This is a genomic window from Ruegeria sp. CDSA077, from assembly GCF_059612265.1.
In genome coordinates this window covers 773,769-797,066 of the sequence record NZ_JBXWQG010000001.1, presented here as the reverse complement: position 1 = coordinate 797,066, position 23,298 = coordinate 773,769, and the positions used below count along the sequence as shown (strand labels likewise).

The 23,298-nt window shown below is 55.5% G+C and carries 20 protein-coding genes; 3 read left to right on the top strand and 17 right to left on the bottom strand.

The window, feature by feature from the left end; translation table 11 throughout:
- Positions 1–21 precede the first annotated feature (21 nt).
- From AC2FLE_RS03980 to purC, 7 genes are all read right to left on the bottom strand, one after another.
- On the bottom strand, positions 22–2,754 hold the full coding sequence (locus tag AC2FLE_RS03980; protein WP_496695370.1) for an Rne/Rng family ribonuclease: 2,733 nt from the start codon (positions 2,752–2,754) through the stop codon (positions 22–24).
- 506 nt (positions 2,755–3,260) lie between these two features.
- On the bottom strand, positions 3,261–4,595 hold the full coding sequence (locus tag AC2FLE_RS03975; RefSeq protein WP_142633961.1) for a sigma-54-dependent transcriptional regulator: 1,335 nt from the start codon (positions 4,593–4,595) through the stop codon (positions 3,261–3,263).
- Positions 4,596–4,607: 12 nt separating this feature from the next.
- Positions 4,608–6,386, bottom strand: coding sequence for a sensor histidine kinase (locus tag AC2FLE_RS03970; RefSeq protein ID WP_496695368.1), 1,779 nt, complete (start codon positions 6,384–6,386; stop codon positions 4,608–4,610).
- A 36-nt stretch (positions 6,387–6,422) separates the two neighbouring features.
- Positions 6,423–7,091 carry a phosphoribosylformylglycinamidine synthase subunit PurQ gene (gene purQ, locus AC2FLE_RS03965; RefSeq protein ID WP_142633965.1) on the bottom strand — a complete coding sequence of 223 codons (669 nt, stop codon included), beginning with the start codon at positions 7,089–7,091 and terminating at the stop codon, positions 6,423–6,425.
- Between the two features lie 22 nt (positions 7,092–7,113).
- The gene (gene purS / locus AC2FLE_RS03960; protein WP_142633967.1) at positions 7,114–7,344 is read right to left on the bottom strand and encodes a phosphoribosylformylglycinamidine synthase subunit PurS; all 231 of its coding nucleotides are present in this window, start codon (positions 7,342–7,344) and stop codon (positions 7,114–7,116) included.
- Positions 7,345–7,439: 95 nt separating this feature from the next.
- A complete protein-coding gene (locus AC2FLE_RS03955) occupies positions 7,440–8,099 on the bottom strand; it encodes a MarC family protein (RefSeq protein ID WP_496691286.1) in 660 nt (219 codons plus the stop codon).
- A gap of 129 nt (positions 8,100–8,228) precedes the next feature.
- Entirely contained in the window at positions 8,229–8,984 is a 756-nt protein-coding gene (gene purC, locus AC2FLE_RS03950; protein ID WP_496695365.1) for a phosphoribosylaminoimidazolesuccinocarboxamide synthase, read from the bottom strand.
- A 186-nt stretch (positions 8,985–9,170) separates the two neighbouring features.
- On the opposite strand from purC, the gene AC2FLE_RS03945 reads away from it, so the two are divergent.
- A complete protein-coding gene (locus AC2FLE_RS03945; RefSeq protein WP_142633973.1) occupies positions 9,171–9,488 on the top strand; it encodes a DUF1476 domain-containing protein in 318 nt (105 codons plus the stop codon).
- A 118-nt stretch (positions 9,489–9,606) separates the two neighbouring features.
- On the top strand, positions 9,607–10,620 hold the full coding sequence (gene bmt / locus AC2FLE_RS03940) for a betaine--homocysteine S-methyltransferase (RefSeq protein WP_496695363.1): 1,014 nt from the start codon (positions 9,607–9,609) through the stop codon (positions 10,618–10,620).
- 5 nt (positions 10,621–10,625) lie between these two features.
- On the opposite strand, the gene AC2FLE_RS03935 is transcribed toward bmt, so the two are convergent.
- From AC2FLE_RS03935 to AC2FLE_RS03890, 10 genes are all read right to left on the bottom strand, one after another.
- Positions 10,626–11,402 carry an enoyl-CoA hydratase-related protein gene (locus tag AC2FLE_RS03935; RefSeq protein WP_496695361.1) on the bottom strand — a complete coding sequence of 259 codons (777 nt, stop codon included), beginning with the start codon at positions 11,400–11,402 and terminating at the stop codon, positions 10,626–10,628.
- 71 nt (positions 11,403–11,473) lie between these two features.
- Entirely contained in the window at positions 11,474–11,932 is a 459-nt protein-coding gene (locus AC2FLE_RS03930; protein ID WP_496691288.1) for a cytochrome c-type biogenesis protein, read from the bottom strand.
- On the bottom strand, positions 11,929–13,893 hold the full coding sequence (locus tag AC2FLE_RS03925; protein ID WP_142633981.1) for a heme lyase CcmF/NrfE family subunit: 1,965 nt from the start codon (positions 13,891–13,893) through the stop codon (positions 11,929–11,931). The genes AC2FLE_RS03930 and AC2FLE_RS03925 overlap by 4 nt, the downstream gene beginning before the upstream one ends.
- 75 nt (positions 13,894–13,968) lie before the next feature.
- Positions 13,969–14,547: a holin family protein gene (locus tag AC2FLE_RS03920; protein ID WP_496695360.1), complete on the bottom strand. Its 579-nt coding sequence runs from the start codon at positions 14,545–14,547 to the stop codon at positions 13,969–13,971.
- On the bottom strand, positions 14,538–15,149 hold the full coding sequence (locus tag AC2FLE_RS03915; protein WP_496691290.1) for a holin-associated N-acetylmuramidase: 612 nt from the start codon (positions 15,147–15,149) through the stop codon (positions 14,538–14,540). The genes AC2FLE_RS03920 and AC2FLE_RS03915 overlap by 10 nt, the downstream gene beginning before the upstream one ends.
- A 121-nt stretch (positions 15,150–15,270) precedes the next feature.
- On the bottom strand, positions 15,271–15,717 hold the full coding sequence (gene ccmE, locus AC2FLE_RS03910) for a cytochrome c maturation protein CcmE (RefSeq protein WP_281972148.1): 447 nt from the start codon (positions 15,715–15,717) through the stop codon (positions 15,271–15,273).
- 7 nt (positions 15,718–15,724) lie between these two features.
- Entirely contained in the window at positions 15,725–16,753 is a 1,029-nt protein-coding gene (argC, locus tag AC2FLE_RS03905; protein WP_496695358.1) for an N-acetyl-gamma-glutamyl-phosphate reductase, read from the bottom strand.
- A 94-nt stretch (positions 16,754–16,847) separates the two neighbouring features.
- A complete protein-coding gene (gene murI / locus AC2FLE_RS03900) occupies positions 16,848–17,657 on the bottom strand; it encodes a glutamate racemase (protein ID WP_271946944.1) in 810 nt (269 codons plus the stop codon).
- A gap of 8 nt (positions 17,658–17,665) precedes the next feature.
- The gene (locus tag AC2FLE_RS03895; RefSeq protein WP_271946941.1) at positions 17,666–18,544 is read right to left on the bottom strand and encodes a lysophospholipid acyltransferase family protein; all 879 of its coding nucleotides are present in this window, start codon (positions 18,542–18,544) and stop codon (positions 17,666–17,668) included.
- Between the two features lie 78 nt (positions 18,545–18,622).
- Positions 18,623–22,042, bottom strand: a complete 3,420-nt coding sequence (locus AC2FLE_RS03890) for an indolepyruvate ferredoxin oxidoreductase family protein (protein ID WP_496695356.1) — start codon at positions 22,040–22,042, stop codon at positions 18,623–18,625.
- 169 nt (positions 22,043–22,211) lie between these two features.
- Here AC2FLE_RS03890 and AC2FLE_RS03885 point away from each other — a divergent pair, with 169 nt between their 5' ends.
- Positions 22,212–23,117, top strand: coding sequence for a LysR family transcriptional regulator (locus AC2FLE_RS03885; protein WP_142633997.1), 906 nt, complete (start codon positions 22,212–22,214; stop codon positions 23,115–23,117).
- Positions 23,118–23,298 lie beyond the last annotated feature (181 nt).

Genomic DNA, 23,298 nt, shown 5'->3' with positions numbered 1-23,298 from the left:
TCTGAGGCCCGCCTTTTCAAGTTACTGGCCCAACGACCACCAACCGCGCCGTTTTGGCTTGGCAGGCTCCGATGGCGTTTCCGGTTCATCCGCAACCACTTCCAGCACAGGCTCTGTGACTTCTACTGTTGGTTCCTCAGTGGCTTCAACCGCAACAACCTCTTGAACAGGCTCTGCCGCTTCCGGCGTTTCTTCTGTCGGCACGGCAGTTTCCGAAACCGTTTCCTGTTTCGGTGCTGCTTCGGCTTCGACAGTTTCGATTTCTGCCGGAGCTTCCGTTTCAGCTTCGACCTTGGCCTCTGGTTCAGCTTTGACGACCTGTTCGGTTATCGTCTCGGCATCTTCGGCGTCCTTCTTCTTGCGACGCGGAGCCCGGCGGCGTTTAGGCTTGGCAGGCGCTTCTTCCTGCGTCTCTTCCACCGCTACTACGGCATCTGTTGCAGGTTCTTCCACAGCTTCCTCGGACGCTTCAGCTGTATCTTCATCAGCCTCTTGCCCGTTAGAATCCTGCCCCTCGGCACCACCATTGCCCTTCTTGCGACGACGCCGACGGCGCTTGCGCTTGGGTTTGGTTTCATCTTCAGCCTGCGGCGTTTCTTCTTCGACGGTCTCTTCTTCAGAGGCGTCGACCATTTCCATCAGCGTGGCATCAACCGATACAACCGGCGCACTGGCTTCTGGAACAATCCGGCTGGCGGTCTTGAACTTCTCCATCGAGAAATCAGGGCTTACCAGATGCACATCCCCTTCGATGCGAACCGACAGACCATAACGCGCCTCAATCTGTGCGATATGCTCGCGCTTTTGGTTCATCAGGAAGTTGGCGATACTGACCGGGCAGCGCACCAGCACCTCACGTGAGCGACGGCGCGTGCCTTCTTCCTCGATCTGGCGCAGAATGCTCAGCGCCATGTTGTCATCCGAACGGATCAGGCCGGTGCCATGGCATGCCGGACAAGGCTGTGTCGTTGCCTCTAACATACCGGGACGCAGGCGCTGTCGGCTCATTTCCATCAGACCAAAACCAGATATGCGACCAACCTGGATGCGCGCACGATCTGTTTTCAGCTTTTCTTTCAGGCGTTTTTCGACAGCGGCGTTGTTCTTCCGCTCGTCCATATCGATAAAGTCGATGACGATCAGACCGGCCAGATCACGCAGGCGCAACTGGCGAGCCACCTCTTCGGCGGCCTCAAGGTTGGTCTTCAGTGCCGTTTCCTCGATCGAACCCTCTTTGGTTGCCCGACCCGAGTTCACATCGACCGCGACAAGCGCTTCGGTTACGCCGATCACGATATAGCCACCAGATCTCAGCTGTACCGTCGGGTTGAACATCCCCGCCAGATAGCTTTCCACCTGATAGCGCGCGAACAATGGCAGCGCGTCTTCGTACCGCTGCACATTCTTGGCGTGCGACGGCATGATCATTTTCATGAAGTCCTTGGCGATGCGATATCCGCCCTCGCCTTCGACAAGTACCTCGTCGATGTCACGATTATAGAGATCGCGGATCGACCGTTTGATCAGGTCGCCTTCTTCATAGATCTTCGCAGGCGCGATGGATTTCAACGTCAGCTCGCGGATCTGTTCCCACATACGTTGCAGATATTCGTAATCGCGCTTGATTTCGGATTTGGTGCGTTTCGCCCCGGCGGTCCGAATGATAAGACCGGCCCCTGTCGGGACGTCAATCTCAGCCGCAATTTCCTTAAGCTTTTTGCGATCAGGCGCGTTGGTAATCTTTCGGCTGATGCCGCCGCCCCGCGCGGTGTTCGGCATCAAAACACAATATCGGCCAGCAAGTGACAAATAAGTGGTCAGAGCTGCACCTTTGTTGCCACGCTCTTCCTTGACGACCTGCACAAGCAGAACCTGGCGTACTTTGACGACTTCTTGAATCTTGTACCGGCGCGCGCGCGGTTTGCGCGGTGGACGTATGTCTTCGCTGTCATCTTCGTCGGCAACCGACTCAATGGTCTCGTCTTTTGCGGTGGCGTCCGTACGGGTGTTTTCTTCGTCGTCGCCAACCTCGTCAGGGGCGTCCTCGGCGTTGGCTTCAGCGCTTGTCGCGTCATCCGCGTCCGTCTCAGTCGCGGCGCTTTCCTGCGCCCCGGCCTCTTCGTCCGTGCCGACTTGATCAGCGCTGGCATCCGATTGGTCGATTTCATCCGCAGGCGCGTCTTCAGTTTCTGCGGTTGCTTCTTCCGCCTCTGGTTCGTCCGTCGGCTCTTCTACCGGAGTTTCTGCCACATGATCGGCCGGAGATGTTCCTTCTTCTACAGAAGGATCATTGGCCTCATCGCTCTCATCCAGGTCAATCGTTTCCATGCCTGTGGGTTCGGACGAGACCTCGACCGATTCCACTGCATCATCCGATTTGATATCGGCGGCCTTGGCGCGCGAGCGCGAACGGCGTCTTTTGGGCTTGGTTTCCTCAGCCTCATCACGCGCACGCATTGCCTCGGCATAGGCGCGCTCTTCTTCCATCAGAGCTTCGCGATCAGCGACGGGAATCTGATAATAGTCGGGATGAATTTCGGAGAACGCCAGGAATCCGTGGCGATTTCCGCCATAGTCAACAAAAGCTGCCTGCAGCGAGGGTTCGACCCGTGTAACTTTTGCTAGATATATGTTGCCAGCAAGCTGACGTTTGTTTTCGGATTCAAAATCAAATTCCTCGACCTTGTTTCCGTCAACCACCACGACGCGGGTTTCTTCCGCGTGGGTGGCATCGATAAGCATTTTCTTAGCCATGTTTCCTTGGTGCACCGCGCCAAACGCGTTGTCCTAACCCGTCCAGGAGGACGGGTGCTTTTGGGGTGGTGTCTTGTCAGGGCGATTTCAGACGGCGCGCTGCAGGGTCTGGCACTGTGGCCCCCTGCCCGTACACTCAGTCGTTGCGCGCGCGTCATCGCGGTTCTTCTCCGACAGGCGCGAACGACCGCTGCCTGCCCATTTATTCCTTTCGCCCGCTTTTCTGCGGGCTCAGGCGTTCAATCACCCCGTTAAGGGGCACAATCGGTCTGCTTGGCCAGTGTGGGACCTGGTCTCCACCAGTGGCGTAGCAGCGAATCTCAAAGATCGGGACTTTTCGGCGTCAAATCCGCCCGGCCCGTCTGGTTACAATAAAAGCAGTCCTGTGGAAAAGACAATGGGCAAACTGCATTGAAGACCCCGACCACCGGTCGGGATCTCGTTATCCAGCTAAAAACATTACTTGGTATCACCCAAAGGGCGACAAAGGCATCGCCTCAAGCCGGTCACAGGTAATCGGAACGTTGCAGGCCATATTTGGCCATCTTCTCATTCAATGTCCGACGCGGCAGGCATAGTTCATCCATAACCGAGGCAATCGACCCCTTATGCCGCCGCATGGTATTGTCGATCAGCATCCGCTCGAATGCCTCGACATATTCCTTGAGCGGCTTGCCTTCGGTCGTCATCACGGGCTGCATTTCTTCGTGATCAGACATCAACAGAGACGCGATCGTCCCCGATCCGCGACGGGATTGCAGCACGGCACGTTCCGCGATGTTTATCAGCTGCCGTACGTTTCCGGGCCACGGCGCTTGCAAAAGCTGAGCCGCCTCTTGCGCACTGACCTGAGGTGCATCGCAGCCGTATTCTTCGGCGAATTGCTCGCTCAGCCGTGTGAACAGGGTCAGAATGTCTTCGCCGCGCTGACGCAGCGGCGGCATTGTGATCCGCAACGCTGCAAGCCGGTAGAAGAGATCGGGGCGCAGAACGTCCTCGCTGGTTTTCCCAGCTTCCTGCAGGTTGGAAATGGCGACGATGCGGGTTTCAGCAGGCGTGCCCTGATCATTCATGACACTCAGAAGTTTTGCCTGAAGCGTATCGCTGAGCGCCTCGACATCCTCCAGAACCAGGGTTCCACCCCGGGCTTCCTCAATCGCGGGCAACTGGCTGTCTTCTGGCATCATCGGGCCGAACAGACGCTTTCCCAAGGCCTCTTCTTCGAGGGCAGCACAGGAAACCAGAACAAATTTTTTGCCTGCGCGACTGCCAACAGCGTGCAACGCATGTGCAACCAGGGTTTTCCCGGTGCCGGTTTCTCCGTCGATCAGAACATGACCGTCAGCCTGCCCCAGATCCAGAATATCCTCGCGCAGGCGCTCCATCACGGGGCTGGCACCGATGAGCTTGTTCATGATCTGAGTGCCACCGGACAGCTCGCGGCGCAGGGCCCGATTGTCCAGCGTCAACCGGCGGGCATTGCTGGCACGTTTGGCCAGTTCGGACATCCGATCCGGGTTAAACGGCTTTTCGAGGAAATCAAACGCACCCACGCGCATGGCCTCAACCGCCATTGGCACGTCACCGTGGCCGGTAATCATGATGACCGGCAAGGTGCTGTCCGCGCCCATCAGCTTTTTCAACAGCTGGATACCGTCCATACCAGGCATCTTGATGTCCGATATGACGATACCCGGATAATCCGGACCCAGAACTTTCAGTGCATCCTCGGCACTGGAAAAGGTTTCAGTGTCATATCCCGACAGTGCCAGCCATTGGCTGATCGACTGGCGCATGTCCTGTTCGTCATCAACAATGGCGATTTTCATGGCCTGTGCCATATTCATTCCTCGTTATTCAGCGGCCTCAAGGCCATCGCTTCCAAGTATCGGCAGTTGCATCTCAAACACCGCGCCACCGTGCTGGCTGTTGCGCGCGGTCAGCCGTCCCCCATGGTCGTTCACGATACCGGATGAGATGGCAAGCCCCAGACCGACTCCATCGCCGGGTTGTTTGGTCGTGTAGAACGGTTCAAACAGGTTTTCGATGTCTTCAATCCCATAGCCGTTATCGCGTACAGTCAGCACCGCCTGGTCACCCGCGGCCAGTATGATTTCAACATCCGGTTCCGATACAGACTTGGTGGCGTCCAAGGCATTACGCAAGAGGTTCACCATCACCTGTTCGATCCGCATGCGGTCGCCCATGACCAGTACGGTTTCTTCCGGTAGTATCTGCGTAATCTTGACGTGCCTCTGACGCAGTTGCGGCTCCATCATAGAGAGGGATGAAGCGAGCGCTTCGCCAAGGTTAACTGGTGAAAACGCATCCGCACCCTTGCGGGCATAGGACTTGAGCTGGCGTGTTATTGCGCCCATTCGTTCAATCAGACCGTCGATGCGGCCAAAGCTGGCCAGCGCCTCTTCGGGGCGGTTCCGTCGCAGCAGCAAACGCGCGCCGGCAAGATAGGTCTTCATTGCAGCCAAAGGTTGATTCAACTCGTGGCTGACGGCCGCAGACATCTCGCCCAGGGCCGCGAGTTTCGAGCTTTGGGCCAGCGTCTGCTCGGCTACTTCCAGCGTCTTTTCAACCCGTTCCCTCTCAGCGATTTCCCGCTGTAGCCTTGCGTTCAATGCGCGAAGCTCTGCCGACTCGCGCTGGAACAAGGCCATTCTGAACGTGGCCCTACGGCTGAGCGCATAGAAGGCAAGCGCCAACAGAATCGCAAAACCCATGATTTCCAATGCAAGAACGCTGTTTACCTTCTCGCGGATCGAGGCGTAGGTCGTGAACGAGGTCATGGTCCAGCCGCGGAATGGAATGCGTGTCTCCATGCGGATCACCGCCTCGCCCTGTAAATAGGCGTCGGGGGGCAGAGCCGTCCAATCGGTCGTGGCCCTGATAGCGCGCTGGATGGCACTTTGCGGCGGCTGCCGCAGCATGGCAGCCCCCTCCTCTACTCCGCGCCATTGCGGTTCGGTTGACAGAATAATGGTGCCCGTACTGTCAGCGACCAGAACAGCATCGGAGATACCTGCCCAGGCGCGCTCAAATTTTTGCAAATCAACCTCGACGACTATGACCCCAAGGATGTCCGACGAGGCCTCCATCCGGCGCGAATAGATAAAGCTGTAACCACCGGATTCCTTTTCAATCACGGTGAAGATGGTCGAGTTTGACCGAATGGAATCTACAAAATACGGCGTGTTCCGGTGCGTCTCGCCCAAACGATTGCGATCGGTTGCGGCCACAGACCGGCCATCCCGATCCAACAGCATCAATGACGCGGCGCCGATTTCCTCGACGAAGGAAATAAGCCGCTGCGTAGACAGGGTAAAATCACTGGATTGCAGCGCCGAGATCAGCGTCGGGTCGCGTGCCAATAGCTGCGGTACAATCGCATTTCTGCGCAGCTCGCTCAGCAGGTTCCCGGAATACAGAGCAAGGCGCAGCTCGGCCCGGTTTCTCGTGGATTCAGTAAACCGATCCGTCAGCAGACTGTTGGTTATCCATATCGTCGCAACCGTTGCCAGCAAAAGCACCAGAACAGCCGCGCGCAAAGGCCAGCCAAGAGGCGCAGCGCGGAGCGGTTTGAACAGTGCAGACCAGGTAGAGCGTGTGTCGGAACTCATCCCCGAAAGTTACGCGGGCTAAGATGCAAGCTCAAGTCACGCAGGTGCGACGATGCCCGACAATGCGCGAAACAATGCCGTTCCATCGGTGCCACCATGCCCTTCGTCTGCCGCTCGTTCGGGATGCGGCATCATACCAAGAACACGGCGGTTTTCAGACAGAATGCCCGCAATGTCGCCAACCGAGCCGTTCGGATTCTCGGTATAGGTGAATGCGATCCGGTCGTGATCCCTGAGCGCGGACAATGTAGCCTCATCCGCGAAATAGTTTCCATCATGATGCGCAATCGGAATGCCGATCACATCGCCAGCGTTATAGCCTTGGGTAAAGGCGCTGTCGCTGGTTGCGACCTTCAGGCCTACAGTACGACAGATATATTTCAGGTTCGCATTGCGCAGCAGAGCGCCGGGCAGAATTCCGGTCTCGGTCAGGATCTGAAACCCGTTACAGATACCAACGGCGTATCCGCCCCGCTCGGTGTGGTCGACCACGGCCTTGCAGATCGGGGATTGTGCGGCAATCGCTCCGCAGCGCAGGTAGTCTCCATAAGAAAACCCGCCGGGGACACCGACAATGTCCACGCCCTTGGGCAGAGCGGCATCTTTATGCCAGACCATGTCTACCTGGAATCCGGCCTGTTCAAAGGCAACGGCAAGATCCCGATCACAGTTGGAACCGGGGAAAACGATGACAGCTGCGCGCATGGCTAGCCCTCCTACAAGCGGTTCAGACCAGTTCGATCTCGTAGCGTTCGATGACCGTGTTAGCCAACAGTTTTTCGCACATCTCGGTGACGTCCGATTCCGTCGCACCCTCGGCGAGTTCAAGATCAATCACCTTGCCCTGACGGACGCCTTCGACCTGATCAAAACCCATGGCACCCAATGCGTGGCGCACCGCTTCACCCTGCGGGTCAAGTACCCCGGTTTTCAGCATCACATGCACACGTGCTTTCATTTACTGCAACTCCAGCTGAGGGCCGGTAATTGAGGCCCGTTCCGTTGTGCGCGGGGATAGCGCGACTGTCGGCGTTCGACAACCCTTGTCAGCACCTACCCGGAACCCTTTAGCGCGGGATAATGCGTATCTATTGCGTTGAAGGTCCCTGTCAGAACCATTTCAACCGCTACGGCAACCAAAATGATGGCCATAACACGGGTGATCACATTGATCATTGTCGGCCCAAAGAACCTGGAAATAGGGTCAGCGAATAACAATCCCAGCCCGACAATAGCGCAGGCAATCAAAACGGCCGCCCCCAACGTTACTACCTCGGCGCCGTCGGGCAAACTATGCGCGAACACAATGGTTGTCGCGATAGTGCCGGGCCCAATCGTCAACGGGATAGCCAGGGGAACAACCGCAATGTTCTTCTTCTGCGCGCCATATTTAACGGCTTTCTGATCGCTTTCTGACCGGTCAGACGCGTTCAGCATCGACATGCCAACCCCAAGAATGATCAACCCACCAGCGATGCGAAAAGACGGAATGTCGATACCGAAAAGCGCCAGAATTTCTTCGCCGATCAGTACCGAAATCAGTGATACAATCACCACCGTGGCTGTCACAACCATTGCAACGCGTTTACGTTCTGGCGGGCTGTACCCCTCGGTCATGCTGAGGAAGATCGGGATGCCGTATAGCGGGTTGAAGATCGCCAGCAGCGCAGCGAGGAACTTTAAAAATACTGCCTGATCAAATAGCTCGGCCATTTTTTTCACCCGATTACGCTTGTTCAACAGACAATGCCGGACAAGCTGCGACCCTGTCAATTACCCGATCTCAATTAAAAAACGCCGCCCGGTATTGGCGGCGTTTTTGCATTGTTCTTCGGCTTTCGATCAGTTGATCAGGGTCGGTTTGGTCACATTGCTTTTCGGCAGAACACCTAGGCGACGCGCAACTTCCGAGTAGGCGTCGGTCAGGCTGCCCAGGTCGCGGCGGAACACGTCCTTGTCCAGCTTTTGGCCGGTTTCGATATCCCAAAGACGGCAGCTGTCTGGGCTGATTTCATCCGCTATGATCAGGCGCTGGAAGTCACCTTCATAGACGCGACCGATTTCAATTTTGAAATCGACCAGACGAATGCCAACCGCCAGCATCACACCGCTCATGAAATCATTCACCCGCAATGCGAGGCTAAGAATGTCTTCCATGTCCTGCTGGCTGGCCCAGCCAAAGGCGGCGATATGTTCTTCGGTGACAAGAGGATCACCCAACGCGTCGTCCTTGTAGCAGTATTCTACTATCGGGCGCGGCAGCTGTGTCCCCTCGGCAATGCCAAGGCGTTTGGACATCGTGCCAGCCGCGAAATTGCGTACAATAACTTCAAGCGGTACGATATCGCAGTTGCGGACCAACTGTTCGCGCATGTTCAGGCGACGGATGAAATGGGTCGGTACACCGATTTGATTCAACCCGTTCATGAAGTATTCGCTCAGGCGGTTGTTCAGCACACCTTTCCCGTCGATCACGTCCTTCTTTTCAGCGTTGAAGGCGGTGGCGTCATCCTTGAAATACTGCACGATTGTACCCGGTTCAGGGCCTTCATACAAAATCTTGGCCTTACCTTCGTAAATTTTCTTGCGACGCGCCATGAGCGACCTTTCCAGACTGTCGCGAGGGAAAAAGTTCCTTCGCCTTGGCGCTCTCTTAGTCCAACCCCCACCTTCCCGCAAGTTCCGAGGACCGAGAGGCTTTGACGCAGCGCAAATACCTTGCACCCGGATCGTCGTATCGTCATATCATTAAGGAAAGAACTACCAACCCAAGGGGTCCAACTGATGACTACGTTTGACGAGCGCGAAAATGCATTCGAAGCAAAATTCGCCCACGATGAAGAAATGCAGTTCAAAGCACAGGCGCGTTGCAACAAACTGCTTGGCCTGTGGGCGGCCGAAAAACTGGGCAAAACCGGTAATGAAGCCGATGAATACGCAAAATCCGTTGTGATTTCAGACCTGGAAGAAACCGGGCACGAAGATGTCGTGCGCAAAGTTTCCGGCGATCTCGGGGATCTGTCTTCGGATGACGATATCCGTGCAAAGATGGCCGAGTTTCTGGTTGAGGCCAAAGCACAGGTTCTCAACGAAACCAACTAAGGTCTCCCCGCAATATTCATGATCTTCATGAGATTTATGAATTTGATTTGACGCCCCGGTCATGAGACACGGGGCGTCTCGCATTTTTAGCGCGGCTCGCCAGTTTCGGAATATTCTTATGACAAATGCGCTCAGCAAACTTCTGGACTACAACACGACTCTTTTGGCGGATGGAGCAACAGGTACAAACCTATTCAACATGGGCCTGCAGTCGGGCGACGCGCCCGAGCTTTGGAACGTCGATGCACCGGATAAAATCCGCGCGCTCTATCAGGGCTCAGTAGACGCAGGCAGCGACCTTTTCCTGACCAACACATTCGGCGGGACATCTGCGCGTCTCAAACTGCACGAGGCTCAGAACCGGGTCGCTGAACTGAACCGCGCAGGCGCAGAACTTGGCCGTGAGGTTGCTGACAAAGCCAACCGTCCGGTTATCGTCGCGGGATCGGTCGGACCAACCGGCGAGATCATGCAGCCTGTTGGCGCCCTGTCCCATGCCGATGCCGTGGAAATGTTCCACGAACAGGCGCAGGCATTGAAGGACGGCGGTGTCGATGTTCTTTGGGTCGAAACCATCAGCGCCCCAGAAGAGTTCAGGGCCGCGGCAGAAGCCTTTGCGCTGGTCGATATGCCTTGGTGTGGCACGATGAGCTTTGACACGGCTGGCCGCACAATGATGGGTGTCACATCCGCCGACTTTGCTCAGTTGGTTGAAACGCTCCCTAACCCGCCGGTTGCCTTTGGCGCAAATTGCGGGACTGGCGCGTCTGATATTCTGCGCACTGTCCTTGGATTTGTCGCACAAGGTACGGAACGGCCGCTGATATCAAAAGGCAATGCCGGTATTCCGAAATATGTGGATGGACATATTCATTATGACGGCACGCCGGAACTGATGGGCCATTATGCGACCATGGCACGAGAGGCTGGCGCAAGCATTATCGGCGGGTGTTGCGGCACAATGCCCGAGCATCTGCGGCACATGAGAGCTGCGCTTGACGCTTCCCCCTCCGGTATACGCCCAACCCTTGATCAGATCACGGACGCGTTGGGCCCGTTCTCATCCGCAACTGACGGGACTGGCGAGTCCGCCCTTCCGGAACGCCGCGTGCGTAAACGCCGCCGCGCCTGACAACCTCAACGCCCTTCGAATTTCGGGGGGCGTTTTTGCATGAAGGCAACGACGCCTTCGGAAAAGTCTCGGCTGCGGCCACATTCACCTTGCAGATGCGCCTCTGCCTCGAGCTGTTGCGGCAGAGTGTTTTCATAGGTGCCGCGAATAGCCTTTTTGATGGCGCCAAACCCTGAGGTTGGACCTTTGGCCAGATACATGGCCCGCTTGCGCCAATGCGCTTCGAACTCCGCGTCGGGAACGGCTTCCCAGATCAGGCCCCAGTCGTCGGCCTGACGAGCACTGATCTTATCGGCAAAAAGAGCAGCGCCCATGGCTTTGGCGAACCCCATCTGGCGCGGCATAAACCAGGTGCCTCCAGCGTCGGGCAACAGGCCGATACGGGCAAAAGCCTGCAGGAAATAAGCACTCTCCGTCGCGATCACGATATCCGCGCATAGCGCTAGATTGGCCCCTGCCCCCGCAGCAGCGCCATTTACTGCGGCGATTGTTGGAACCGGGCAATTATAGATTGCTTCAAGCATGGGCTCGTATTCGTCGCGCAGCGTGCGCTCAAGATCAATCTTCCCGGTGCTTGAGGCATCACCTAAATCCTGACCCGAGCAAAAAGCGTTTCCCTTACCGGTCAAAACAATCGCGCGGGCATGGGTGGCAGCGTATTTCATCGCGTGCGTGACTTCGGCCCGCAACTGAGCGGTCATTGCGTTCAACTTCTCAGGGCGGTTCAGAGTTACCACTGCCAGATCATCCGCAATGTCCAACAGGATCGCTTCGTATTCCATCCACCCCTCCAAGGTTCGCTGCGCCTGCGACCCTGCCTCAATTTCCAATGAAGGAAAAGGTGAACCGAAGGTCAATCTTTGAGGATTTCGCGTAATCGTTCTTTCTCGGCGTCGCTAAGGAGGCCGTCACCTTCCCTTCGGTCCTGTTCCGCCGATCTTTTGCGTAAAAAGCTGAAACCAGTCGCCACAGCGATCAAAAGCATGATCGGACCGGCCAGCCACAAAAGGATGTTCGATCCTGACGTTGTTGGCCTTAGCAAAACATATTCGCCGTAGCGATCAACGATAAAGTCAATCGCCTGTCCATCTGTGTCGCCGGCCACCAGGCGTTCGCGCAATAACAGGCGCAAGTCACGGGCCAATCCTGCATTGCTTTCGTCTATGCTTTCGTTGCGGCAAACCAGACAGCGCAAGCCGGCACTCAGATCCCGCGCCCTCTGTTCCAGGATCGGATCATCAAGCACCTCGTCAGGTTGGACAGCCATGCTTGGCGTTGCCAATAAAAGCAGTATCAGTAGAAACCGTTTCATTCCGCCGGAACCCCCTGCGTCGGCGTCTTGCGCGCGCCTGCCGCAACGCGAAAACGCCTGTCGCACAGGCTAAGAACGCCTCCGAGCGCCATCAGTAGGCACCCGCCCCAAATCCAATTCGCTAAAGGCTTGATATAAGTCCGCACGACCCAGCCACCATTTGCCTGCTGATCTCCAATGACGACGTAAAGATCCCTGAGAAACCGATAGTCAATCGCAGCTTCAGTCGTTGGCATCCTTGAAACTGGGTAGTCGCGTTTTTCCGGATGCAGTGTTGCGATTGTTCGACCGGCCTGTTCGACCTTAACATCGGCTGTGGTTGAGAAATAGTTGGGCCCCTCGACATTCCGAACCTGTTCAAGTGTCAGGGTGAACTGGCCAACCTCGAAAGGCTGCCCCGTCTGCGCAACGCGGATATCCTCGACCTCCCATGCGGTCAGCCCGGCGATGGCAAAGATCGTAACCCCCAGTCCGGTATGGGCTGCAGCCTTGCCCCAATCGGCACCGGGCAGTCTGAACAGACGCTGTAGGTTGTTTTTTCTTCCAGTACGGCTCCAAAGGTCCACAATAGCGCCAAATGTGATCCAGGCCCCCAGAAACAGCCCCACGGGTCCCAATGCGCTGCGACCGGTCTGCATGACCCAAACGAGCAAGCCAAGCGCTACCGCCAGAAGGAATGCGAACCGCAACGAATGCGCCGCCTTGCCAAGCTTTCCACGTTTCCACGGGAGCATTGCACCAAGCGGTAATACTATCCCCAGCGCAACCATGAACGGTGTGAACGCCGCATTAAAGAACGGCGCGCCGACCGAGAGTTTGCGATCAAATGCCATCTCGGCCACCATCGGCCACAAGGTTCCGAAGAACACAACGAAACAGCTGACCGCCAATAGAATGTTGTTCAGCACCAGGGCGCTTTCGCGGCTGACCATACCAAACACGCCCTTGGCCTCCATCGCCTGCGCGCGTGCCGCATAAAGTGTCAACGCACCGCCAATGAAGACCACAAGGATGATCAGGATAAACACGCCGCGTTCAGGATCATTGGCAAAGGCATGTACCGAAGTCAAAAGCCCCGATCGCACAATGAACGTCCCGATCAGCGAAAAGCCAAAGGCGATGATCGCCAGAAGGATTGTCCAGCTCTTCAGCGCTTCACGCTTTTCGACCACGATAGCAGAATGCAACAGTGCTGCCGCCAATAGCCACGGCATGAAAGAAGCGTTTTCGACCGGATCCCAGAACCAGAACCCGCCCCAGCCCAGCTCGTAATAGGCCCACCAAGATCCAAGCGCGATCCCAATGGTCAGAAAAATCCATGCGGCCAGCGTCCAGGGACGCACCCACCTCCCCCAAGAGGCATCCACGCGCCCTTCGATCAGCGCGGCCACTGCAAAGCTGAATGCCATGCTCAGGCCGACATAGCCCAGATACAGAAACGGCGGGTGGAATGCCAAGCCTGGATCTTGCAACAATGGGTTGAGATCCCGCCCATCGAATGGCGCGATAATCAGACGGTCAAATGGGTTCGAGGTGAGCAGGATAAAAGCGTAAAACGCCACCCCTACGGCCGCCTGAACCGCCAGCACGCGCGCTTTGAGCGTCGGAGGTAACCCTGCGCCAAAAAAAGCGGCCATGGCCCCGAAAACTGCGACGATCAGGACCCACAGCAACATTGACCCTTCGTGGTTGCCCCACGTGCCGCTGATTTTATACAGCATCGGTTTGGCGGAATGGCTGTTTTCAACCACTATCCGCAATGAGAAATCAGAGGTGGTAAAGGCCCAGACCAACGCCGCGAAAGAGAAGGCGACTAACAGAAACTGTGCAATAGCGGCGGTTTCTGCAAAGGACATCCAGCCAGTCCACCGTTTCGCCGCCCCTATCAGCGGAATGACCGTCTGAACGATGGCGACGAGAAAGGCGAGTATCAGCGCGAAGTGACCAAGTTCTGTAATCATGGTCCCGCATATATTCCTGTTGAGGGACAATCACCAATCACTTTCGCCTCTGCAGGACGCACATAGTGTCGCGGGTCAGGCGGGCCGACCCCGCCGCCAATCCTCGAGCGCAGGGTTGAAATCGGGTTTTAGGACCTCATCGGCCAAGCCTGCATCTGTCCCAGTATCAGCGACCCCAATCAAACGTTCCCGCATCTCTGCCAGTGTTTCGATGTTTTCCATAACTTTCGGAGTACGTGTCATCGTTGCCGAAATTTCACGCTGCAGATCCTGCACTTTGGTCTGGTGTCTTGCGCCGAAATAGAACGAGACGACCACGCCCAACAACCACCACAAGGGCTCCGGCACCAACGCAATCCCCTGCATCCGAGCGGCAAACCAAAGCGGATCGACCATAGCGGCGATAAACAGCCCCAATGTTCCCAAGGCCATGGCGGGGCGCGGCAGCCGGTTGAGCCCATCCATAAAACGGTCAAATGCACTTTTTTGAACCCGCTCGAGCTCAGCCCTATACTGTTCCAGTACTCCCTGTTGTCGCGTCAGGTCGCGTTTGGCGCCCTGCTCAGCATTTTCACGAAAGACTTCGGTTGTTTCACGCACGACGTTCCGACCCTCGCCAAACAAGAACGCAAATATTCCCGAGATCAGCCCCATTCGGAAACCCTCCTTTGAAACTCTGCGTCGCTAAGATGATAGGTCGGTGACAGGAATTCCTCAGCGCGTCGTATCCAGCCACCTTTTGCCCCAGACCGGGACCGAGCATATTTGCGAGAGGCTGGACGCCGTTCCGCTATCCGGAAATAATAGTTTCTCCTGGCAACGCCATAGGCATCCCGCAGCGCGACAGGGTCCGGTTCAGACGCAGCACTACATGCCTGCGCCGTCTGCGGGCCTACAACGCCATCTACGACGACACGATACCCCATTTCACGCAGCAAATATTGCATAATTTTAACAGCTTGAGCGCCTGAATTCACGTACATGTCGAAAACAGATGGCTGCAGAATGTTAGGCAGTAGGTGTAATCGCGGTTTTGAGAAATAGTGGCGGATAAAGATTTCAACGGCCTGCGATCGGCTCAGCCGCCTTACATCGGATACATCAACCATCCCGTCCTGCGTCAGGTCCAGTTGCAATCTGCGCATGGTATGGATTGTTACGCCGAATTTTGTCGCTCCACCCGGATCGTCGGGGTCATCGACAAAACCACCTTCACGCGTAACTATCTGTTCCGCGATCTGCCGAACCGTCTGCATGTACTGTTCTCCAACTTGGGACAGACAGACGCTCGGACAATTCTGTTAATACAGCGAAAATAGAAAGGGCGCTGCATGTCGATCCACGCAACGCCCGAATTCCGATCTCAAAGCCTATGGCTCAGCTCTCGCCGGCCTCCTTGTAAATACCTTGTTCTTTCAACGCGTCCACAACCTCTTTTGGCATATAGGTCTCATCGTGTTTCGCAAGAATTTCTGAGGCTTCAAAGACTCCGTTTACGTAGCTTCCGGTGCCAATCATACCCTGGTTTTCCGAGAACAAATCAGGCAAAACTCCAGTAAACGTGACCGGCACGCTTTCGCCGCCGTCCGTCACCACAAAACGCACGGTTTCCCCTTGCCCCCGCACGATCGAACCCTCTTCGACCAGACCACCGATCCGGAATATTTCAGTCGGTTTTGGCGGCTCTGCCATTACTTCACTGGGTGAGCGGAAGAAATTGATGCCGTCCTGCATAGCGTATCCGATCAACGCCGTAGACACTGCCAAAGCAACGATTGACAGAAGGATGATTTGAACGCGACGACGTTTCTTGAGCGTTTTCATTTGTTCCTCATGGGAAAAGTGGGGCCATCATCAGACCCGCAGTTTCAGCTTCACCTAACATCAGGTTAGCGTTCTGCAAGGCTTGGCCACTGCTACCTTTTGTCAGGTTATCCAGTGCTCCGATCACAATGGCGCGCCTCTCGATCCGGTCGCTGACCACGCCGATATGGCAGAAATTTGAGCCGCGCACATGGTGGGTCGAGGGTGTTTCGCCAAATGGCAGAATCTGGATAAATGGTTCGCTTTCATAGGTTTTCACGAGCGCTTCATAAACGCTCGTGGGGTCACCTTTGACATATGTAGTGGCTAGGATACCCCGGTTTGCTGGAACCAGATGCGGAGTGAACTGAACATTGACCGGGCGCCCTGCAAGGGCAGAAAATTCTTGATCGAATTCCCCCAAATGCCGATGCGTACCGCCAACAGCATATGCGTTATACCCTTCGCTAAGTTCGGCATGCAGCAGGTTTTCTTTCAGCGACCGCCCTGCACCAGACACCGCGCATTTGAGGTCCAGAATGATGTCATCCAGATCAATGACACCGGCCGAAATCAAGGGACGCAATACATATTGTCCGGTAGCGGCGTTGCAACCTGTTCCGGCAACCAAACGGGCCGTGCAAATTTGATCGCGATAAAACTCGGTCAGGCCGTAAACGGCCTCCTCCTGCTGCTCCAAAGCCGCATGAGGGTTGCCATACCATTTTTCATATTCCTCAGGGTCGCGTAGCCGGAAATCGGCGGACAGGTCGATGATTTTCAGGTCCTTCGGCAGATCGCGGATAACTTCCTGGCTGGTTTTATGTGGCAGCGCGCAAAAGCACAGGTCGATCCCTGAAAAGTCGATTTCTGAAATTTTGCAAAGAACCGGTAATTTCAAGTGCCGCAAATGTGGAAATACCTGCGCCATCGACTGTCCGGCTTTCCGCTCGGCAGAAAGTGCAGCGATTTCCATATTCGGATGCTCGGCGATCAACCGAACCAGTTCAGCGCCGGTATAACCCGAAGCGCCCAGAATTGCGATTTTGTGGGTCATCTTGGACCTCTTGAAACTGTATGCCACTGTTCATGCCCGCCACTGTGACAGTCATGGGATTACGGGTTCTTTCAGGCCGCGTCTTTGACCAAAGTCAGACAGCCTCGAAAGTAATTTGTCGTCGGAGGAACTGGGTGGCTCGATCACTGACAACGCCTGGCTTACCAGTGGTCAGATAACCGCCCTTCGCCGCACCCTGCATATTCGGATGCCGCTGCAAATAGTCTGCCAGACTTTCGGCAACCAGATCACCCTGGCTGAACACCTCAACGTCGGGTCCTAAGGCCTTCTGAAACGCCTCAGCCATCAAGGGATAATGCGTACAGCCCAGAATTGCGGCCTGAGGCTCTGGCATCTTGCGTTTCAGGGCGTCCACATGGCTTCGCACCAGCGCTTCGGCCAAGATCATGTCGCCTTCCTCGATTGCATCAACGACCCCACCGCAGGCCTGCGCCTCAACATCTACGCCAATCGCACGAAAGGCCAATTCGCGTTGAAACGCGCGACTGGATACGGTGGCCGGGGTCGCAAATAATGCGACATGTTTGACCGCGACTTCACGCGGCGGGCTGTTGTCACCCCATTGCCGCTCAGTCAGTGCTTCGATCAAAGGAACAAAAACGCCCAAGACGCGCTTGCCTTGAGGCACGCCCTCTTCCTGCATCCGCCGCAAAGCAGCAGCGCTGGCCGTATTGCAGGCCAGAATCACCAGATCACAGCCCCGGTTCCAGAGGTCGTTCACCGCACCCCGGGTCAGCTCATAGATATTCTCTACGTCACGCACCCCGTAAGGCGCATGTGCGCTGTCCGCGTAATACAGGAAATCAACGTCGGGAAGACGTTTCTGCGCGGCGTTTAGAACGGTCAGACCGCCCAAACCAGAATCAAAAATGCCTACTGCCATTTGCCCCTTTAGGCGCGATGCCGTTCCTCAAATTCATAGCCATAGTCATAAGACTTTAGTGGCTTTGGAGACAGCTCATACGTTGCTTTGCGCAAGAAATCCATCATCTTGCGCGTATCCTTGGCCAACGGGTCCAGAACGTCGCGGCCGATGGGCTCTCCGATCACCACCTGGACCGGGGTATCAACGCGTTTTTTGAATTCCTTGATCAGCAATCCCATGCGCAATGTATTGTGCAGATGGCTGGCAATCTGAAACAGGCGTGAGGTATGACCGTCAAAAAAGACCGGCACAACTGTCGCGTCTGATTTGGCAACCATCCGCGCTGTGAAGCCACGCCAGCCCGGGTCCATCGGGTACGAGAAAGGCTTTGCCCCTGTGCTGACGGTACCGCCGGGAAATATGCCAATCGCGCCGCCCTCGCCCAGATAGTTCAAAGCTTTCTTGCGGGTCTCCAGGTTCTGCTTCATCGCAGCTTTTGTATCGTCGAATGAAATCGGCAGAACGACCCGATTCAGATCCTCTGCCTTACGAAACACATGGTTGGCCAGAATGCGAAAATCCCCACGCGTACTGGACAACATGTGCCCCATCATCAACCCATCCAGAATTCCATATGGGTGATTGGCAATCAGAATCAGAGGGCCATCACGGGGAATATTAGACAATGACCCGCCAACCACATCCAGAGACAAACCGTATCTCTCAACCATGACCGACCAGAAATCTCGCCCGTTGGCCACGTCTTTTTCGTACCCATCAGCACGCCTGATAAGGCGCAGGCGGCCTGTGGTGTTCTCCATAAGCTTGATGACCATCCGTCCGCTTTTGGTTTCGGCGGAATAGGCATAAGAAATGTCACGTGCAACATGGCGTCGCGAGGGCATGGAAGTCTCCGGTTTTGTACCTGCATTTTAAATGCAAGTAACAATTTTGCCTAGCTGTCGTGACACGGTTGTGACGAATTACTCGGCGGCGGCCTGTAATTCAGGTCCTCCGTTCCGTATCGTGGTCAACAATTCCTCTCTGCGTTTGGCGGCGCTCGCCTCATTCGCCTTAAGGACGGGTCCAAAACCTTTGATATCCAAGGGCAACTTAGCGAGCGCAATTACGGCATCCTTTGTTTGGATGGAAATCAGCGGAGTGATCTCTTTGAGATCACGCTCATATTGCTTGATCAGCGCGCGCTCCATTCGACGTTCGACACTATAGCCAAAGATATCCAGCGGAGTACCTCGAAGAACTTTTAGCCGAGACATGAATTTCAGCGGCTTCAGCATCCATTCGCCGAAACTCCGTTTGCGGGGTCGGCCATCTGGTCCTTTGCCACCAAGCAGCGGTGGGGCAAGGTGGAAAGTCATTTTGAATTCGCCATCAAATTCGGCGGCGGCTTTCTCCCGACTGGACAGTAACAACCGGGCTACTTCGTATTCGTCTTTGTAAGACAACAGTTTATGATACCCTTTTGCGACAGCATCACGAATTTCTGCATCCTCAAACGAGTCAACGATTTTGCGGTAGCGTTTCGCCAAACGAGCGCTTTGATACTGGGTCAGATGATCTGCGCGGAACGCGATGACCTGCTCTGGTGATTTCGGGAGGTTGGAAACACTTGGCCGTAGAATCTCATCGACTTTTTCCGGGTGTAAAACCGCCCAACGACCGATCTCAAAGGCTCTTTTATTGCGTTCAACCGCCGTTCCGTTCAGATCAATGGCTGCAATCACCGCATCGAGGCTGACGGGTATCAGCCCGCGCTGCCATGCGGACCCAAAAACCATCATGTTCGAATAGATTGAGTCTCCCATCACTGCGCGCGCAAGCTCAGTGGCATCAAACAGGGAAACGTCTTCTTTCAATCGTGCTTGCAGCGCCAATTCCAGCCTCTCACCAGGAATCCTAAACTTAGTGTCGCGCGTGAAGTCACCGGTAACGGTTTCGTGGCTGTTGACCACCGCTCCGGTCTGACCCAAGCGTGTCAGGCCAAGTGTTTTGGCCCCGGCGGACACAACCAAATCACCACCGATCAATGTGTCGGCTTCACCCGTTGCCACACGTATTGCACTGATATCTTCTGGCCGGTTGGCAATACGGCAATGAATATGAACCGCACCGCCTTTCTGGGCCAAGCCTGCCATCTCCATCATTCCGGCGCCTTTGCCGTCAATCTGGGCCGCCTGTGCCAGAATCGCGCCCAGCGTGACAACTCCGGTCCCACCGATGCCGGTGATGACAACATTATGTGTGCCCACTATTTCAGGCAGCTCGGGCATCGGAAGATCGGGCAGATCAAGTTCGGTCGTCGCTTCTTTGCGAATCTTCGCGCCTTCCAGCGTCACAAAGGAGGGGCAGAACCCACTCAGACACGAAAAATCCTTGTTACAGCTTGATTGGTCAATCGCGCGCTTCCGGCCAAGTTCGGTTTCCTTGGGAACAATCGAAACACAGTTCGATTGGATGCCACAGTCACCGCAGCCCTCACAGACATCCGTATTGATAAAGACCCTTTTGTCCGGGTCGGGAAAGGTTCCGCGTTTACGACGACGACGTTTCTCAGCGGCGCAGGTCTGGACATAGACGATGACCGAGACGCCCTCATAGGTGCGGAATTTCTCTTGCACAGTCATCAGTTCGGTGCGCTCAAAGCTCTCTACTCCTGCGGGTAGGGCTTTGAAGTTTACATCTTCTTTTTCGTCATAGACCAGCGCGACATGTGTGACGCCCATAGCCTTGACCTCCGCCGCGATCCTTTCGGCGGTCAGATCACCCTCATTGCCCTGCCCGCCCGTCATTGCGACCGCATCGTTGAACAGAATCTTGAAGGTGATGTTCGTACCCGCCGACAAAGCTGCCCGGATCGCCTGAACACCGGAATGGTTATAGGTGCCGTCTCCGAGGTTCTGGAACACATGATTGGTGGTCGAGAACGGCTCTTCCCCGATCCAGTTTGCCCCTTCGCCACCCATCTGAGTAAAGCCAAATGTGCTTCGATCCATCCACTGAACCATGTAATGGCATCCGATGCCTGCATAGGCCCGGCTTCCGTCTGGTACCTTGGTCGAACTGTTATGCGGGCATCCTGAACAGAAATACGGAAGGCGCGAGGCTATTTCCTCGGCATTGTCCGCCCGGCGCGCTTCGGTCAGCTTGGTCAAACCTGCGCGGACCCCGTCGGTATCACGGCCTTCTTCAATCAGAATACCGCCCAGTTTTTCAGCGATCATGTTCGGATCAAGGGCACCGCGGGTGGGAAACAGCTCTTCCCGGTGTAGCGTCCCAGCACCGCCCTTGTACCAGCCATAGACTCGTCGACCACGGCGGTCGTCAAAGATCGCTTCCTTAACCTGAACCTCGATCAGTTTGCGCTTTTCCTCAACGATTACAATCAGGTCCAAACCTTCTGCCCAGTCATGAAATCCGGACATATCCAGAGGGAATGTCTGTCCGACCTTATAGGTCGTGATGCCAAGGCGCTCGGCCTCGGCCTCATCAATATTCAGCAGGGAAAGCGCATGGGCGAGGTCCAGCCAGTTCTTGCCAGCGGCCACCAGTCCGATCTTTGCACCGGGTTTGCCCCAGACACGTTTGTCCATCCGGTTAGCGCGTGAAAACGTTTCAGCCGCAAAACGCTTGTAATCAATAATGCGCTCTTCCTGCAGATGAGGCGTATCGCCAAGCCGGATGTTCAGCCCTCCTTCGGGCATATCAAACTCAGGCACCACGACTTTCATGCGATCGGGGTTGCCATCAACGACCGAAGTCACCTCTATCGTGTCCTTCATGGTCTTGAGGCCGACCCAGACACCGGCGAACCGGCTGAGCGCGAATCCGTAAACGCCGTAGTCGAGTATCTCCTGTACTCCGGCCGGGCTGACCACTGGCATGTACATATCAACCAACGACCACTCGGACTGATGCAGCACGGTCGAGCTTTCGCCCGTGTGATCATCACCCATGGCCATCAGAACGCCACCATGTGCCGCAGTCCCTGCCATATTGGCATGGCGCATCACGTCGCCTGACCGATCTACACCAGGTCCTTTTCCGTACCACAGACCAAAGACGCCATCGAACTTGCCGTCACCCCTTAACCCGGCCTGCTGACTGCCCCAAAGCGCGGTTGCCGCAAGATCCTCATTCAGACCGTATTGAAAAGTGACATCGCTTTCTGTCAGCTGTTTCTGCGCGCGCATCATCTGCTGGTCGACCGCTCCAAGAGGCGATCCGCGGTATCCCGTCACCAATCCTGCAGTGTTCAGACCCGATTTCGTGTCGCGCGCCTTTTGCATCAGCATAAGGCGCACAAGCGCCTGAGTGCCGTTCAATAAAACCGTGTTTTTGCTTAGGTCGAAACGGTCGTTCAAAGAAATTTGTGGCTTACTCATCAAACGCCTCCCCTCGTCAGATCAGTGTGCTTCATCTGCTTCCATATTAGGTCATAATAACTGACCTGCCTAGAGCTTATCCTCTGAAACGCAAGGATTTCGCCGTTTGAATGTGGAAGTTGTCACCTATTTCATATAGGCGTTCGGCAGGATAACGAAAGTTGCGGCGATGGATTGGGACAAGCTTAGGATATTTCACGCGGTTGCAGATGCGGGCAGCCTGACACATGCAGGCGATAAGCTGAACCTATCTCAATCGGCAGTCAGCAGACAAATTCGGGCATTGGAAGAGTCACTTGATTCGACGTTGTTCCATCGTCACGCCCGCGGTCTGATTCTGACCGAACAGGGTGAGCTGCTGTTCGACGCCACCTCGGCAATGTCCAAGCGACTGGACGCGGCAGCAGCGCGCATACGAGACAGCGAAGAAGAAGTCTTTGGTGTGCTGCGGGTCACAACCACATTTGGCTTTGGGACTCTATGGCTCGCTCCGAGGTTGCCAAAGCTGTATGAACAATACCCGGACCTAAATATCGACCTCATGCTTGAGGAACGCGTTCTTGACCTGCCAATGCGCGAGGCCGATGTCGCCATCCGTATGAAAGAGCCTAGCCAGGCTGATCTGGTGCGCAAGCGCCTGATGACAGTACAGATGCTGCTTTATGCTACCCCGGAATATCTTAAGGAAAGCGGTCAACCTGCCTCCCTCGAAGAAATCTCGAGCCATCGACTTATCTGTCAGACCCCCTCAGCCCCCCAAGTAGGGGCCAGTGCGGCAATGGTACGGCATCTGATGACCTATAACCCGGCGTCGTTGCTGACAGTGAACAACTATTTCGGTGTCTTGCAGGGCGTACTGCACAATCTGGGAATTGGCTTGCTGCCCGATTATGTCACGCATGATTTCCCGCATCTGCTGCCGGTACTTTCAGACATCGAAACGGCAGACGTTCCTGTTTATCTCGCCTACCCCGAAGAGTTACGCCACTCCAAACGCGTGGCAGCCTTCCGCGATTTTGTGCAGGACGAGATCATCGCGCAGCGTAAACACCTGAAGAAAATGGGGAAACTATAGCTATGCGTCAACGTCATAGCGGACATGACGGACTATCACACTGAAACGCCTTGATCGTTATCAAACTGATGCCTAAATGAGCACTCGAAGGCGGTGATGCTGTAACGCTCATCATCTTCATACCTCCCTGTTGGACTACGGCCGAGCTTAGTGCTCGGCCTTTTTTTTGGTCCTGACTTAA